Origin of the sequence: Nitratireductor luteus, assembly GCF_026162365.1 — a bacterium.
Taxonomy (GTDB): Bacteria; Pseudomonadota; Alphaproteobacteria; order Rhizobiales; family Rhizobiaceae; genus Chelativorans; species Chelativorans luteus.
Genome location: NZ_JAOANW010000001.1, coordinates 161,868 through 177,328 on the forward strand (window position 1 = coordinate 161,868; position 15,461 = coordinate 177,328).

The window sequence follows — 15,461 nt, forward strand, 5'->3', positions numbered from 1 at the left end:
AGTCTGTAATGCCAACGATTCATCTTTCAGATCGCGCCGTCATTTCCGTGACGGGGCCGGAAGCCGAAAGCTTCCTGCAGAATGTCATAACCACCGACCTGTCGTCGCTGACGCCGGGCAAGGCGCGTCCCGGCGCGCTGCTGACGCCGCAAGGGAAAATCCTTTTCGACTTCGTCGTTGCGCGCGCCGGCGAAGGCGCCTTCCGGATCGATTGCCGCAAGGACCTGACGGACGACCTGGTCAAACGCCTCATGCTCTACCGGATGAGAGCCAAGGCGGAGATTTCCGTTATGGATCAGGAGCACGTGACGGTTTCCTGGGAAAATGATTCGGGAGGTGAAGGGGTTGCCGACGAGCGTTTTCCAGAGAGCATCGATGTTAAGCGGATCTACGGAACACAGCCCGCCGCGGCCGGCGAGCGAAACCTTTGGGAGCAATTGCGGATCGTTCATGGCGTGGCCGAAAGCGGCGCCGACTACACCTTGGGCGACGCTTTCCCCCACGACGTCCTGTTCGACCAGAATGCTGGCGTCGGTCTGAAGAAGGGCTGCTATGTCGGCCAGGAGGTCGTCTCGCGCATGCAGCACCGTGGCACGGCAAGGCGCCGGCTGGTGATCGTTCGCGCCGAAGCACCCCTGCCCCCGCCCGGCTGCGAACTTTCGGCCGATGGGCGGGCCCTGGGTTCACTAGGGACCGTGGAGGGGCAGGACGGGCTTGCCATCGTACGCATCGACCGGGTGGCCGAAGCCAACGCGCGGGGAGCGCCCATCACCGCCGGCGGTATCCCCGTCTCGCTCAGCGTGCCGGCCTATGCGAGCTTCTCCCTCAACGGCGAGACCGCCTGATGGCGGCACGCGACGGGGAAAATCCACGCGCCTGGCAGCGTATGCTCTCCGGCCGGCGGCTGGACCTGCTCGACCCCTCGCCGCTCGATATCGAGGTGGCCGACATTGCTCACGGCCTGGCTCGGGTGGCCCGCTGGAACGGGCAGACGAGAGGAGACCACGCCTTTTCCGTTGCCCAGCATTCGCTGCTGGTGGAAGAGATTTTCCGCATCAACAACCCATCAGCCTCGGCCAATTGGGCATTGGCGGCGCTTCTGCACGACGCGCCGGAATATGTGATCGGCGACATGATATCGCCGTTCAAGGCGACCCTGGGAGACGACTACAAATCCGTCGAGAAGCGGCTTCAGTGCGCTATCCATCTCCGCTTTACGCTGCCGCTCGACATGCCAGCCAAGCTGGCCAAGGAAATCAAGCGTGCCGATCGCATCGCGGCCTTCTTCGAGGCCACGCGGCTGGCGGAGTTTGCCGAAGCGGAGGCAGCGCGCTTCTTCGGCCGCCCGCGCGGCTTTTCCGCCGACAATTTCGAATTGAAACCGCAGCCGGCGCGGCGCGCGCAGAAAGCGTTTCTGGCGCGGTTCACACTGATCGAGAAACTGCGGGAGAAGGGATCGCAGACGCCGGTGAAGCGTTATTGACGCCCCTGCCGGTCCAGGCGGTCGATGAACCACTGGGTCAGCTTGACCCACACCGCGTCCTTTTCGCCCGCATCCTCACAGCCATGGTCGAGATTCGGATTGTCGTTGACCTCGATTACATAGACGCCCTCGGTCGTCTCCTTCAGATCTACGCCGTAAAGGCCGTTGCCGATGCAGCGGGCGGCGCGCACCGCTATGTCGATCACCTCGGGCGGCGTTTCCTTGATGGTGAAGCTGCGGAAGCCGCCCTCGTCCGGCTTGCCGCGCCTTTCGTGGTTGACGATCTGCCAATGTTTCTTGGCCATCAGGTACTGCACCGAGAACAATGGCTCACCGCCCAGAACGCCGATGCGCCAATCGAACTCGGTCGGCAGGAATTTCTGGGCGATCAGAAGATCGGAATCCTCTAACCAGGTGGTCGCAAGGCGCTTCAGCTCCTCCATGTTCGCCGCCTTCTTCACGCCCCGCGAAAACGCCCCATCGGGGATCTTCAGCACAATGGGAAAACCCAGCGTGTCGGCTGCCGCCTGCAGGTCGGCGGGACCGGAAATCATCATGGTCGGCGGCACCGGGACGCGGTGCGTGATCATCAGTTCGTTGAGGTAGACCTTGTTGGTGCAGCGGATCATCGACATGGGATCGTCGATGACGGGCATGCCTTCCTGCTGGGCACGGCGGGCAAAGCGATAGGTGTGGCTGGAGATAGACGTGGTCTCGCGGATGAACAGCGCATCGTAATTGGCCAGGCGCGGCAGGTCCTTGCGGGTAATCGGCTCGACCTCGACGCCCATCTTCCCGGCGATGCGCGACCAGTATTTGAGCGAATTGACCGAGGAAGGCGGCAGGGCCTCCTGAGGGTCGATCAGCGTGGCAAAGCTGTACCGCGCCGGTGTCCGCGTCCTGGTATCGCGCCATTGCCTGCTGGTATAGGTTTCCAGATTGGCCAGGAAACGCGCCTTTTCATCCGCTTTCATGCGCGCCAGCGGCAGAAAGCTGATTTTGCGGATGGTCGCCCACTCGCCGTCCTCGATGGCAACTTCCAGCGCCGGGGCCCGAAACCAGTCGAACAGAAGCCGGGCAAATCGGTCCCAGGCGCGCGAGGGGCCGATGCCGAAGAAGATCGAGACAGATGAAGGAAATGTCCCGCCAACATCGCGCCGGCATCTGTTGAGGGCCTGTTCCAGCTCAGGCAGCGAATTCTCGTAGAGTTTGCGCGCCGACAGGTCGATCAGCGTTTCCACGGACGGAATGATCTTGTGTCCGCGCGAGCTGGCCAGCAGCGAGGCATAGTAGCCGCGGCTCTGATAGGCATAGCTGTTGGAAAGATTGATGACTTTCGGGCGCTGGCCGCGAAACAGCGACGGGTGGGCCAGATAGTCCCTGGTCGTGATGATCTTGTGGGGCGTGGCCACCTGGTCGAGGTCGCCGGGACGGCCGGTAAGTATGACCCAGGTCATCGTGTCTTCATGTCTCCCAATACGACGGCCGCGCGCAGGCCGCGCCGTCCGAACTGCGCCATGCGCATGAAAGAAGCGTGGGGGATGGGAATGTTCGCGGCGTCGGCGGCGGTCTCGCCGCGCTCGTCCTCCACCCAGGGATCGTGCACGAAAATATGGCCGCCGTCATCGCCGATTGCCAGGACCCAGTGCGGCACTTTCTTGCCGAACATCAGGTAGCCGCTGATCAGCACCGCCACGAGCGCCCCGCGCTGCAGCGCGTCGCGGATGTCGTCCAGCGTGAACGCGCGGTCCGAAACCGGTATGGCGAGCGCGCGGGCCCGGTTGCGGAAGTCGAGTTGCGCCAGCCGCATCACCCGGCGCTTTTCTTCGTCGCGCACCGAATCCAGGAACAAAGGCCCCTTGTGCGATACCATGATCTGGGCAGCAAGGCCGATATCGACCGCCGCGACGGCAAGGCCGAAAGGTTCGCAGCCGCCCGGACCCGACATCATGAAAACCGTCGTGGCCTGCCGCCACAGCCTCACTTCGAGGATAGGGCTCGGCTTGAACGCGGGGTCGAACCGCGCCTTGGCCATCATCAGGCAGGCGGGGCCGCAGGTGAAATCCGCCGTCTGCTCGTAATAGGGCACGCCGGCATGTGGCGAAACCTCGCCGCGCAGCAGCTTTTCGTAGCGCAGCGCCGCCGCGCCGTCCTCGTAATAGTCTTCTTCCCTGCCTATCCGGCGGTAGCCGGTTCTCTCGTAGAGGCCGATGGCGCGGCTGTTGTCTTCGCGCACCTCCAGCCGCAGGACCAGACGCTCATGCGCATAGGCGGCATCTTCGGCAGCCTTCAGCAGCATGCGTCCGACGCCCGAGCCCGCGCTTTGCGGCGAGACGGCGATGGAATAAAGGCGAGCGACCCCGCTGCCCTTGCGGTAGAGCACCAGGCAGTAGCCGGCCAGCGACGCATTCTCCTCGCCCACCAGAAGTGTCACCGTATCGCTCTCGACATGCTGACGGAAGGAACGCCGCGAAATGCGGTCCGTATCGAAAACGGTGTTTTCGATGGCGAGAAGCGCATCGATGTCGGACGCGCGGGCCGGACGAATGTCGGCACTCATTTGCTGGCGATTGGCCCCACAGATTTGCCCTCTCTTAGCATTGCCGCCGCCGGCGGAGAACAGAGAATTTCGCGGGCGGAGGTCGTGGCAATGTTTTCTTTGCCACTTTAGCGTAAAACCCCGTCGAGGCTGAATTGCATCGACGATTTCAGCCTCAGGCGGGGCGGACGACGACTGGCCTAACCCACAAGGTTGAACGGAGATTTATATCCATGGAAATCGATACCGCTGCCATGCTGACCGCAGGTGAGGCCGCGCTGGCGCAAGCCAGCGCTTTCGCGGTCGACTATGCCTTCTCGGTCTTAGGCGCCATTATTCTCATCATCGCCGGCTTCATCGTCGCCGGCTATCTGGAGCGGACGATAGGCCGTGCCCTCTCGCGGACGCACGCCTTCGACCAGACCCTTTGCCGCTTTCTCTCGAAAGTTGTTCGATATGCCGTCCTCATTATGGTCGGCGTCACGGTGCTGGCCCAGTTCGGCGTCCAGACCGCCAGCATACTCGCCGCGCTGGGCGCGGCCGGTCTGGCTATCGGACTTGCCCTCCAGGGCACGTTGCAGAACGTTGCCGCCGGCATCATGCTGCTCGTCCTGCGGCCGTTTCGCGTCGGCGAATATGTCGATGCCAGCGGCATATCGGGCACGATCGAGGAAATCGGCCTGTTCGCGACCGAGCTGACGTCCTTCGACGGGCTCTACGTGTTGGCTCCCAACAGCGAGCTATGGAACAAGGCCGTCACCAACTATTCGCGCAACCCGACACGCCGTTTCGATCTCGATATCGGCATAAGCTACAGCGACGACATCAACCTCGCGCACGACACGCTGATGGAGCTTGCGCGCAGCGATGATCGCGTGATCGGCGTTCCCGAGCCGGAGGTGCTTGTCAAGGATCTCGGCGACAGCGCCGTGACAGTGACGCTGCGCTACTGGACGGCGGCGAGCAATTTCTGGCCGGTCCAGTTCGACCTCACCAAGGCCGCGAAGGAAGCCTTCGACGCCAAGGGCATCACCATCCCCTTCCCGCAGCGCGACGTGCACTATGTGCCTGCGGAAGCGCCCAGGCCAAAACGTGCAGCGGGAAGCAAGAGCCGAGCGTGATCTTGTTCCGCGGCGTTGGACCCATGCATCAATTCTGCTGAACGCTGGCCGGCGATCAATTCATTTGTCCGAATTTCAGTCCTGGCTAGAATAGGCGTCATTGTGACACCTTCCGGAGACGTTCTGCGGGAGGTGTTGCTTGTAGGCTAAACGAATCACGGCGGCATTTAGCGGCCGCAAGCACGTCTCCGCGCCGTAAGTGAGGAACTTCTTCATGTCGCAAGCTGCCCCCGCCCGCCCCGCCGCCGTCGGCTTTCCGTGGCTCATCGTGATCTGCGGCTGCATCATCGCCGCGATGACTTTCGGGCCGCGCTCGGCGATGGGCTTCTTCCAGCTTCCCATGCTGGAGGATCGGGGTTGGGACCGCACGACTTTCGGGCTGGCGATGGCCATACAGAACCTGCTCTGGGGCATGGGGCAGCCCGTTTTCGGCGCAATCGCGGACCGGTTCGGCACCTGGCGGGTCATGGCCATGTCGGGCCTTCTGTATGCCGCCGGCCTCATCCTCATGGCCACGGCGACCAGCGAGACGATGTTGCATATCAGCGGCGGCGTGCTGGTCGGGCTCGGCATCGCATCGGGCTCCTTCAGCATCGTGCTCGCCGCCTTCGCCCGCAACGTGACGGCCGAGAATCGCAGCCTGGTGTTTGGCATCGGCACCGCCGCCGGCTCCGCCGGCATGTTCATCTTCGCGCCGATCAGCCAGGCGCTGATCGACACTTTCGGCTGGTCCGACACGCTGGTCTATATGGGCATCGCGATGCTGGTGGTGCCGCTGCTTGCCATTCCGCTGGTCGGCAATTCGTCCAGCGGGCGCGTGCCAAGGGCCGTCGAGATGGAGCAGACCTTCGGCGCCGCGCTGCGCGAGGCCTTCGCGCATCGCAGCTTCGTTCTCCTAGTCTCGGGCTTTTTCGTCTGCGGGTTCCAGGTCGCCTTCATCACCGCCCATTTCCCCGCCTATATCGGCGATCTCGGCATCGATGCGCGCTACGCAGTCATCGCGCTGGCGCTGATCGGCTTCTTCAACATCATCGGTTCGCTCGCCTCCGGCTTCATCGGCCAGCGCTACTCAAAGCCCATGTTCCTTGCCTGGATCTATATAGCGCGTTCCGTCGCCGTCACCGCGTTCCTGTTGTTCCCGCAGACGCCGACTACCGTCGTCATCTTCGCCATCGTGATGGGGCTTTTGTGGCTCTCCACCGTGCCGCCGACCAATGCGCTGGTCGCGGTCATGTTCGGCACGCGTTATCTCGGCATGCTGGGCGGGCTGGTGTTCTTCTCGCACCAGATCGGCTCGTTCCTGGGGGTCTGGCTGGGCGGCTATCTTTACGATAAGCTCGGCTCCTATGATCCCGTCTGGTGGCTCGGCGTAGCGCTGGGCCTGTTTGCCGCGGCCGTCCACTGGCCGATCAAGGAGCAGCCTGTGGACAGGCCCATTCTGGCACCGGCGGAATAGGCTGTTCACGGACCGCATGGCTGTCATGCGGCTGCAATAGACGCGCCCTATTGCGTCTCCGTGGATATTCCCCATCGAGGAGAGGCAGACATGAACGAGCACGTCGACCCAACCGAAATCAAGACGCCGACCGACATCCGCGAGGAGTCCGAGGATATCGGCCGCAACGATACGCCCAACCCGACAATGGGCGATATCATCAACCGCCGCTACTCGCGCCGCGGCTTTCTGGGCGGCTCGCTCGCCGTAGCCGCCATCGGCGCGACCGTGAGCCCGATGGCGCTGCTCGCCGGCAAGGCGCAAGCCGCCACTGCCTCGGCATTCGACTTCACCGAAACGATCGCGGGCGTCGATGAAACGCACCATATCGCCGAAGGCTACGACGCCGACATCCTGTTGCGCTGGGGCGACAAGGTGCTGCCCGATGCCCCCGACTTCGATCCGATGAACCAGAGCGCCGACGCGCAGGCCAAGCAGTTCGGCTACAATAACGACTATGTCGGCTTCATCCCGCTCGACGGGTCAGAGGACCGCGGCCTTCTCGTGGTCAATCATGAATACACCAATGGTGAACTCATGTTCCCCGGCCTTGCCCGCGTGGTCGACGGCAAGGTGGAGATGGGCGACTACACCAGGGAACTGGTCGACATCGAGATGGCCGCCCATGGCGGCACGATCATCGAAATCCGTAAGGGCGAAAATGGCAAATGGCAGCCGGTGCTCGACAGCCCCCACAACCGCCGCATCACCGTCAACACCGAAATGGCGCTTTCAGGCCCGGTGGCCGGCCATGACCGGGTGAAGACCAATGCCGACCCCTCCGGCACGAAAGTCTTCGGCACGCTGAACAATTGCGCCGGCGGCGTCACCCCCTGGGGCACCTATCTGATGGCGGAGGAAAACTTCCACGGCTATTTCGGCGGCGAACTGCCGGCCGGCCATCGGGAAGAGGAGAACTACAAGCGCGTCGGCGCCCCGGGCGGCTGGTACAACTGGGCTTCCTTCCACGACCGCTTCGACGTGTCGAAGGAGCCGAACGAGCCGAACCGCTTCGGCTGGATCGTCGAAGTGGACGTCCTCGACCCCAATTCAACGCCGAGAAAGCGCACCGCGCTGGGCCGTTTCAAGCATGAAGGCTGCGAGACTGTCGTCAATGGTGACGGCAGGGTCGTCTGCTACACGGGTGACGACGAGCGCTTCGACTATGTCTACAAATTCGTCACCGCCGGCACTTTTGACGAAGCCGACCGCACTGCCAATATGAACCTTCTCGACGAAGGCACCCTCTACGTCGCCCGTTTCGACGAAGACGGCACGATGGAGTGGCTGCCGCTTGTCCATGGCGAGGGCCCGCTGACGGCGGAGAACGGGTTCGAAAGCCAGGCGGACGTTCTGATCGAGACGCGGCGGGCGGCCGACCTTTTGGGCGCCACCAAGATGGATCGTCCGGAAGACGTGCAGCCGAATGCGGCGACCGGCAAGGTCTACTGCATGCTGACCAACAACACGCGGCGCAAGGCCGACGACGTGAACGTAGCCAATCCGCGCCCGGAAAACGCCTTCGGCCACATCATCGAGATCACCGAAACGGACGGCGATTTCGCTTCGACAAAATCGACATGGGAAATCCTGCTCAAATGCGGCGATCCGTCCATTGCCGAGGTGGGCGCGACGTTCTCTCCTGCCACCAGCGAGAACGGCTGGTTCGGCATGCCCGACAATTGCGCCATCGACGCGGACGGCAGGCTGTGGGTCTCAACCGATGGCAACAGCCAGAGCAAAACCGGACGCACCGACGGGTTGTGGGCCGTCGATACGGAAGGCGAAGCGCGGGGCACCTCCAAGCTCTTCTTCCGCGTTCCCGTGGGCGCGGAAATGTGCGGCCCCTACTTCACGCCGAGCGGCGAGACGCTGTTCCTTGCCGTGCAGCATCCGGGCGACGAGGGGCTTGCCACCTTCGAGAGCCCCGCAACCCGCTGGCCGGATTTCGACGAGAAGCTGCCGGTGCGCCCGTCCTTGCTCGTCGTCACCAAGCAGGGCGGCGGTAAAATCGCCTGACGCTCAGGCCGCGTTCTCGCCTTTTGCCAGAGCGCGGGCCAGGGCGGACAGAAAGCCCGCGCGGGAATCGGGCGCTTCGATCCCGCGCGGCTCGTAGACGTTGCGATGCAGAAAATAGCCGGTCAGGCCGAAAGCTTCGGCCAGCCCGCCGGCATCGCCTTCGGCCCGCGATCGGGAACCGAGGAATTCGGGCAGCGGCAGCAGCTTGTCGGCCCATGGCTGGCCTGCCTCCCTCGTCACCGCCCTGCCCGTCTTCGGCGACACGAACGCCAGCCCCTCTCGCTCACCGGTCAGGGCGCACCGGGAAAGGTCCAGGCCGAAGCCGAGTTCTTCCAGCACCGCGAGTTCGAACCTGGCCATCAGCGACCCCGCGATGCCTGGCTCGTCCAGATGGCGCGTCACCACGCACATCGTTTCATAAAGGGCAGGATGCGGGTCGCGCTCGGGCAGAAGCCGCAGATGCGCGGCCAATAGCTGGATGCCGTGGACGGCGGCGGCCGAAGCCATGAGACGGGCAGCGTGAAGCTCCAGCGGCTCGACCTGGAACAGGCCCAGATGCTCATCCAACCGGGCGCGCCAGACGAGTTCGACCCGGTTTCCAGGCTGCAGCAGGGGCTGCATCCTTCGCGAGCGGCCGCCGCGCACCAATCCCAGGTGCCGGCCATGGGCGGCCGTCATCACCTCCAGGATCGTGCTGGTTTCGCCGTGCCTGCGGCACCCGAGTATCATGCCGTCGTCGCGCCATTCCATGGCCCTTGGTATCAGCCTGTCAATGCGGGAATTCAAGCCCCATTTCGCGATAGCGCTCGGGGTCGTTGCCCCAGTTCTCGCGCACTTTGACGAACAGGAAGAGGTGCACCTTCTGCTCGAGGATCTCGGCGATCTCCTCGCGCGCGGCCTGACCGATAGCGCGGATTGCCGAACCCTTGTGGCCGAGGACGATCTTCTTCTGGCTGTCGCGCTCGACATAGATCACCTGCTCGATGCGCACGGATCCATCCTTCCGTTCCTCCCACTTCTCCGTTTCCACATGGGTGGCATAGGGAAGCTCCTGGTGAAGGCGCAGGAACAGCTTTTCCCGCGTGATCTCGGCGGCGAGCTGCCGCATCGGCAGGTCTGAGATCTGGTCCTCGGGATAATACCAAGGGCCCTGCGGCAGGCTCTCGGCGAAATAATCGAGAAGATCGCCGCAGCCCGATCCCGTCAGCGCCGAGACCATGAAGGTGCGGTCGAATGCAACGCGTCCATTGGCCTCGGCCGCCAGCGCCAACAGGGCCTCTCGTTTGACACGGTCGATCTTGTTGAGGATCAGGATTTTCGGCTGGCGCACCTCGGCAAGGCTATTGAGGATCGCATCAGCGTCGCCGCGAATGCCGCGTTCGGCGTCGATCAGAAGCGCGATGATGTCGGCATCACGCGCGCCGCCCCAGGCGGTGTTGACCATCGCCTTGTCCAGCCGGCGGCGCGGCCGGAAAATGCCGGGCGTGTCGATGAACACGATCTGCGTCCTGTCCCTTGTGGCGATGCCGCGCACCAGTGCGCGCGTCGTCTGCACCTTGTGGGTGACGATGGAGACCTTGGCGCCGACCAGTTGGTTGAGCAGCGTCGACTTGCCGGCGTTGGTCGCGCCGATGAGCGCGACAAAGCCTGAACGTGTACCGGTTGCGGCGTGCTGTGAATCCTCGCCGGTCATCATGCGCCTTCCTGTTTCTGCCAGACGCCTTCGCGTATGAGGATTTCGGTCGCCGCCACCTGCTCGGCCTCGCGCTTGGAGCGGCCCTTGCCGCGCCCGACCCCGTAGCCTTTGATGCTCACCACGACGGTAAAGACGGGATCATGGTCCGGCCCCTCGCGGCTTTCCACCGCATAGTCGGGCGTGGCCCCCGACACCTGATGCGCCCATTCCTGCAGCGCCGTCTTGGGATCCTGGCGCGCGGCCAGGGGCTTGCGCGACCGCTTTTCCCAGTTTGCGTGGATAAAGCTTCGGGCGGCTTCCAACCCGTCCTGCAGGTAGATGACGGCAATCAACGATTCCATCACGTCGGAACGCAGGTTCACCTGCTTTCGCACCGCCAGCGCCTTGAGGTCGCTGCCTATATGGATGAGTTCGTCGAGAGCCAGCTCGTCGGTGACCTCGGCCAGGGTTTCAGCATTGACCAGCGCATTGAGCCGCACCGATAGCTCGCCTTCCGGCGCATCGGGAAATGCGTGATAGAGCATTTCGGCGACGACGAGACCAAGAACCCGGTCGCCCAGGAACTCGAGACGCTGGTAGTCCGAGCCCTTCGCGCCGCGCGCGCTGGCGTGGGTCAGCGCCTCCAGCAACAGTCCGTTCTGGCGAAAGGTGATGCCGGTGCGCCTTTCAACGGCCTCGGCGAGTTCCTCCCCGGTGAGGCGCTTGTCGGCCATCAATCCACCCAGTTGAGGATGCGCCCGGGCCGCATCTCGGTGGGCCATTTCCAAAGCTCAAGCGGGCTTGCGCCGCCGGCGATGGAGAAGAAAATGACATTGGCACGGCCAACGAGGTTTTCCGCCGGCACGAATCCCACCGAGAAGCGGCTGTCGGTGGAGTTGTCGCGGTTGTCGCCCATCATGAAATAATGACCTTCGGGCACCACGAATTCGCGCGTGTTATCGCCGATGGAATTGGGGGAAAGATCGAGCGTCTCGTAGGAAACGCCATTCGGCAGAGTTTCGCGGTAAAGGTCCACCGGGCGCGTCATTTCCGTAATGTCCGGGTCGTCGATGACACCGATCTTTTCCCGCTTCACCGGCTCGCCGTTGATGTGAAGAATGCCCTCGCGCACCTGTATGCGGTCGCCCGGCAGGCCGATAACGCGCTTGATATAGTCGACTGAAGTGTTCGAGGGCAGCTTGAAGACGACCACATCCCCGCGTTCCGGCTCGGCACCGAAAATGCGGCCTGAAAAGATCGGCGGTGACAAGGGCAGCGAGTAGCGCGAATAGCCATAGGCCCACTTCGTCACGAACAGATAGTCCCCCTCCAGGAGCGTTGGCCGCATGGAGCCGGAGGGAATGGAAAAGGGCTGAAACAGGAATGTGCGGATAACCAGCGCCAGGAGCAGCGCCTGCACAATCACGCTGACGGTTTCGCCCAGCCCGCCGGCCTTTTTCTTGGATTTTTCAGCCACGCTCATGTCGTCCTCGGTTCTGGGCCACGGAATCGCGCGTTCATGGCCTCTGTCTGGAGCCCCCTCTTACCGGCTGGCGCCAAACGGGGCAATGCGGGAAGGCGCGCCCTAGGGCCGCAGCATGGCGGTGTGTCAATAATCGGGCACGGCCTCGATTATGACGAAGGCCTGGGCCAGTGGAAAATCGTCGGTGATGGTCAGATGGACGAGCGGGCGATGCCTTTCGGGCAGCATCTGGCGCAGGCGTTCTGCCGCGCCGCCGGTAAGCACCATGGTCGGCTTGCCGCCCGGCAGATTGACCACGCCCAAGTCGCGCCAGTAGACGCCGCGCGAGATCCCCGTGCCGAGCGCCTTTGAGCAGGCCTCCTTGGCGGCGAAGCGTTTGGCATAGGATGCCGCTCGTTCCCGTCTGCGGTCGGATTTTGCGCGCTCGATATCGGTGAAAACGCGCTGCGTGAAGCGATGCTCGTGGCGCTCCAGCGTCTTGGCCACGCGCCTGATATCGATGAGATCGCTGCCCAGTCCGATGATCATCAGCCTGCCGCCGCCGGTGCGGTTCGCGATTGCATCTCGGCGCGTCTGCGGGCTTTTTCGGCCAACCGCTTGCGCCGCTGTTCGCGGAAGGCGACGACTGTCCACCGCGTCAGGAAATAGAATATCAACGCCACCGCCAAACCGAGCGGCAAGCTGCCCACGGCCATGGGCTTGATCAGGGGGTCCCATAACTGGGAGAACTCCAGATGCCGTAGCGCACGGCCCAGATCCACCGGCACATGCGGGCCGGGATGAGCGCCACGGAGCATGGCCTTGCCCAGTTGCAGCGTTGCGCCCCAGATGAAGGGGAAAGTCAGCGGATTGCCGACTGCAGTGCCGATTGCCGACGCCACGACGTTGCCGCCTACCAGCCAGGCCAGCGCAGCGGCCAGGAGAAAATGAAATCCGAGAAATGGCGAGAACGAAGCGAAGGCGCCGGCGGCGATACCTGCGGCGATGGCGTGCGGTGTTGCGCGCAGGCGCAGAGCGCGCTTGGTGAAATATTGGGCGGACCGCCAGAACGACCGGCGCGGCCAGACCATCGTCCTCAAACGTTCCCAAAAATCAGCGCTTTTCCTGCGTCGAAATAACATTGCCGCCATATTCCACCCACCGGAGCACCCCACCCCGGCGATTCTAAAACCTGCCTGTTAACACTGCGTTCCCATGGACAATACCAGCCAGCTGCCAAGATATAGAGAACGCCATGCGGTGTGAGCAAGGCAGATCGATGACTTTCCGGCGCGATGCGTCCCATTACAGGCAATGACAAAGGCACGCCCGTTGTTCCGACTACCACTCCTCAGCCATTGACCCGGCGCACCTCCGACACACAGGGCGCCTCCTTCAGTTGCGACATCAGCCGGTTGAGGTGCTTCAGGTCCCAGACCTCCAGATCAAAGATCATTTCGGTGAAATCGGGCGCCGTGCGCGCCATGGACAGCATGTGGATGTTGGCGTCGTTTGAGGCGATCAGTTGCGCGATTTCCGCAAGTGAGCCGGGCTCGTTGATCGCGGTCACCGAAAGGCGCGCCGGGAAACGTTCCTTCATATGCTCGTCGATATCCCAGCGCACATCGATCCAGCGCTCGGGCTGATCGTCGAACGCAGTCAGCGAGGGCGACTGGATGGGGTAGATCGTTATGCCGGAGCCGGGCTGCAATATGCCCACGATGCGGTCTCCCGGCACCGCGCCTTCCGGCGCGAAACGCACCGGCAGATCGCCACTGACACCGCGGATGGGCAGCGCACCGCCCTCACCGGCCATTGCTGTCTCCTTGTTCTGCCGGGACTTCCTGCGCGAGGAACGGCCCGGTATCTGAAACAGCATGCCGGCCGCGTTACGCAGGTTGAACCAACCCTCTTCCCGGGCCTTCGGGTTCTGGGTGACGCGCTCGTCCTTATAGTCGGGGAAAACGGCGTGGACGACGTCCTGCGAGGTCAGTTCACCTCTGCCGACGGCGGCAAGCACATCGTCGACATCCTTGCGCGCCAGTCGATGCAGGACGGGTTTCAGCGACTCCTTGTTCCACGGCTTGCCTGCGCGCTCGAAGGCGCGTTCCAGAATGCGCGAGCCAAGGCCCGAATATTGCTTCCGCACGGCATTGCGCGTGGCTCGCCGGATGGCCGAGCGCGCCTTGCCGGTGACGACCACGGATTCCCAGGCAGCCGGCGGCACCTGCGCCTTGGAGCGGATGATGTCGACCTCATCGCCGTTCTTCAACTCCGTCATCAAGGGCATGATGCGGCCGTTGACCTTGGCGCCCACGCAGGTATCGCCCACATCCGTGTGAACCGCATAGGCGAAATCGATGGGCGTTGCCCCGCGCGGCAGCGCAATCAACCGGCCTTTCGGCGTGAAGCAGAAAACCTGGTCCTGGAAAAGCTCCAGCTTGGTGTTTTCGAGAAACTCCTCCGGATTGTCGCCTTCCGAAAGCGCCTCGATCGTTCGGCGCAGCCAGGCATAGGCGTTGGTATCCTTGGAGATCTTGTGGCCGCCATCCTTCGTCTTGGAGCCGAAATCCTTGTAAAGCGTGTGGGCCGCCACTCCGTACTCGGCCACCGTTTCCATCTCGTGGGTGCGTATCTGCAGTTCCACGCGCTGGCGGGACGGGCCGACGATGGTCGTGTGGATGGAGCGGTAGTCGTTCTGCTTCGGAGTGGAGATGTAGTCCTTGAAGCGGCCGGGCACCATCGACCAGGTCGAATGGATCGCCCCGAGCGCCCGGTAGCAATCCTCGACCGTGTCCACGATCACGCGAAAGCCGAAAATGTCGGAAAGCTGCTCGAACGATAGTGCCTTGGTCTCCATCTTCTTGAAGACGGACCAGGGCTTCTTCTGGCGGCTCTTGACAGTTGCCTTGATCGCGTTCTTCTCGAACAGTCCGGCAAGGGAGCTCTCGATCTCGCCGATGACGCCGCGATTGCGCTCGAAAAGATCGGCAAGCCGTTCGGTGACCGTGTGGAAGGCTTCCGGATTGATGTAGCGGAAGGCCAGTTCCTCCAGTTCCTCGCGCATGTCCTGCATGCCCATGCGGCCGGCCAGCGGCGCATAGATCTCCATCGTCTCCTCGGCGATGCGCAGCCGCTTGTGCACCGGCACATGGTCGAGCGTGCGCATATTGTGGAGACGGTCGGCAAGCTTGACCAGAAGCACCCGCACATCCTGCGAGATCGCCAGCAGGAGCTTGCGCAGGTTTTCCGCCTGGGCCGCCTTCTTGGAGACGAGGTCGAGCTTCCTGAGCTTGGTCAGGCCCTCGACCAGGCTGCCGATGTCGTCGCCGAAAAGCTCGTCAATCTCCGAGCGCGTCGCGCTGGTGTCCTCGATCGTGTCGTGCAGAAGCGCCACCGCGATGGTCGCCTCGTCGAGGTGCATGTCGGTGAGGATGGCCGCGACTTCGAGCGGATGCGAGAAGTACGGGTCACCGGAGGCCCGCGTCTGGTGGCCGTGCTTCTGCATGGCATAGACGTAAGCCTTGTTGAGAAGCGCCTCATTCACGTCGGGCTTGTAGCGCTGCACGCGCTCGACAAGCTCATATTGACGCATCATGGGCAACGACTCCCAATTTAGGACCTGTGGACCGTCTTCAAACGCAAAAAATGCGCCACGTCGGCCGCG

The 15,461-nt window shown here is 63.1% G+C and carries 14 protein-coding genes; 5 read left to right on the top strand and 9 right to left on the bottom strand.

Annotated elements, in window-relative coordinates:
- The first annotated feature begins 8 nt into the window (after positions 1 to 8).
- Both ygfZ and N1058_RS00865 read left to right on the top strand, forming a co-directional pair.
- Positions 9 to 845 carry a CAF17-like 4Fe-4S cluster assembly/insertion protein YgfZ gene (ygfZ, locus tag N1058_RS00860; RefSeq protein WP_265515591.1) on the top strand — a complete coding sequence of 279 codons (837 nt, stop codon included), beginning with the start codon at positions 9 to 11 and terminating at the stop codon, positions 843 to 845.
- Positions 845 to 1,483 (top strand): HD family hydrolase, encoded by a 639-nt coding sequence (locus N1058_RS00865; protein WP_265515592.1) that lies wholly within the window; start codon positions 845 to 847, stop codon positions 1,481 to 1,483. The genes ygfZ and N1058_RS00865 overlap by 1 nt, the downstream gene beginning before the upstream one ends.
- On the opposite strand, the gene N1058_RS00870 is transcribed toward N1058_RS00865, so the two are convergent.
- Positions 1,477 to 2,940 (bottom strand): RimK family protein, encoded by a 1,464-nt coding sequence (locus tag N1058_RS00870; protein WP_265515593.1) that lies wholly within the window; start codon positions 2,938 to 2,940, stop codon positions 1,477 to 1,479. The two genes, N1058_RS00865 and N1058_RS00870, sit on opposite strands and share 7 nt — an antisense overlap.
- Positions 2,937 to 4,043, bottom strand: coding sequence for a GNAT family N-acetyltransferase/peptidase C39 family protein (locus N1058_RS00875; RefSeq protein WP_265515594.1), 1,107 nt, complete (start codon positions 4,041 to 4,043; stop codon positions 2,937 to 2,939). The genes N1058_RS00870 and N1058_RS00875 overlap by 4 nt, the downstream gene beginning before the upstream one ends.
- Before the next feature lie 212 nt (positions 4,044 to 4,255).
- On the opposite strand from N1058_RS00875, the gene N1058_RS00880 reads away from it, so the two are divergent.
- The 3 genes from N1058_RS00880 to N1058_RS00890 all read left to right on the top strand — a co-directional run bounded on the left by N1058_RS00880 (position 4,256) and on the right by N1058_RS00890 (position 8,657).
- The gene (locus N1058_RS00880; protein WP_265515595.1) at positions 4,256 to 5,143 is read left to right on the top strand and encodes a mechanosensitive ion channel family protein; all 888 of its coding nucleotides are present in this window, start codon (positions 4,256 to 4,258) and stop codon (positions 5,141 to 5,143) included.
- Between the two features lie 214 nt (positions 5,144 to 5,357).
- The gene (locus tag N1058_RS00885; RefSeq protein ID WP_265515596.1) at positions 5,358 to 6,599 is read left to right on the top strand and encodes an MFS transporter; all 1,242 of its coding nucleotides are present in this window, start codon (positions 5,358 to 5,360) and stop codon (positions 6,597 to 6,599) included.
- A gap of 90 nt (positions 6,600 to 6,689) precedes the next feature.
- Positions 6,690 to 8,657 carry a PhoX family protein gene (locus N1058_RS00890; RefSeq protein ID WP_265515597.1) on the top strand — a complete coding sequence of 656 codons (1,968 nt, stop codon included), beginning with the start codon at positions 6,690 to 6,692 and terminating at the stop codon, positions 8,655 to 8,657.
- A 3-nt stretch (positions 8,658 to 8,660) separates the two neighbouring features.
- On the opposite strand, the gene recO is transcribed toward N1058_RS00890, so the two are convergent.
- From recO to N1058_RS00925, 7 genes are all read right to left on the bottom strand, one after another.
- Positions 8,661 to 9,407, bottom strand: coding sequence for a DNA repair protein RecO (gene recO, locus N1058_RS00895; protein WP_265515900.1), 747 nt, complete (start codon positions 9,405 to 9,407; stop codon positions 8,661 to 8,663).
- 19 nt (positions 9,408 to 9,426) lie between these two features.
- A complete protein-coding gene (gene era, locus N1058_RS00900; RefSeq protein ID WP_265515901.1) occupies positions 9,427 to 10,350 on the bottom strand; it encodes a GTPase Era in 924 nt (307 codons plus the stop codon).
- A complete protein-coding gene (gene rnc, locus N1058_RS00905) occupies positions 10,350 to 11,066 on the bottom strand; it encodes a ribonuclease III (RefSeq protein WP_265515598.1) in 717 nt (238 codons plus the stop codon). Before rnc ends, era begins: the two co-directional genes overlap by 1 nt.
- A complete protein-coding gene (gene lepB, locus N1058_RS00910) occupies positions 11,066 to 11,815 on the bottom strand; it encodes a signal peptidase I (protein ID WP_265515599.1) in 750 nt (249 codons plus the stop codon). Before lepB ends, rnc begins: the two co-directional genes overlap by 1 nt.
- 126 nt (positions 11,816 to 11,941) lie before the next feature.
- Positions 11,942 to 12,343 carry a holo-ACP synthase gene (gene acpS, locus N1058_RS00915; RefSeq protein ID WP_265515600.1) on the bottom strand — a complete coding sequence of 134 codons (402 nt, stop codon included), beginning with the start codon at positions 12,341 to 12,343 and terminating at the stop codon, positions 11,942 to 11,944.
- The gene (locus N1058_RS00920; protein ID WP_265515601.1) at positions 12,343 to 12,885 is read right to left on the bottom strand and encodes a DUF2062 domain-containing protein; all 543 of its coding nucleotides are present in this window, start codon (positions 12,883 to 12,885) and stop codon (positions 12,343 to 12,345) included. The genes acpS and N1058_RS00920 overlap by 1 nt, the downstream gene beginning before the upstream one ends.
- 260 nt (positions 12,886 to 13,145) lie before the next feature.
- Complete coding sequence (locus N1058_RS00925; protein WP_265515602.1) at positions 13,146 to 15,392, bottom strand: RelA/SpoT family protein; 2,247 nt, start codon at positions 15,390 to 15,392, stop codon at positions 13,146 to 13,148.
- Between the last annotated feature and the right edge of the window lie 69 nt (positions 15,393 to 15,461).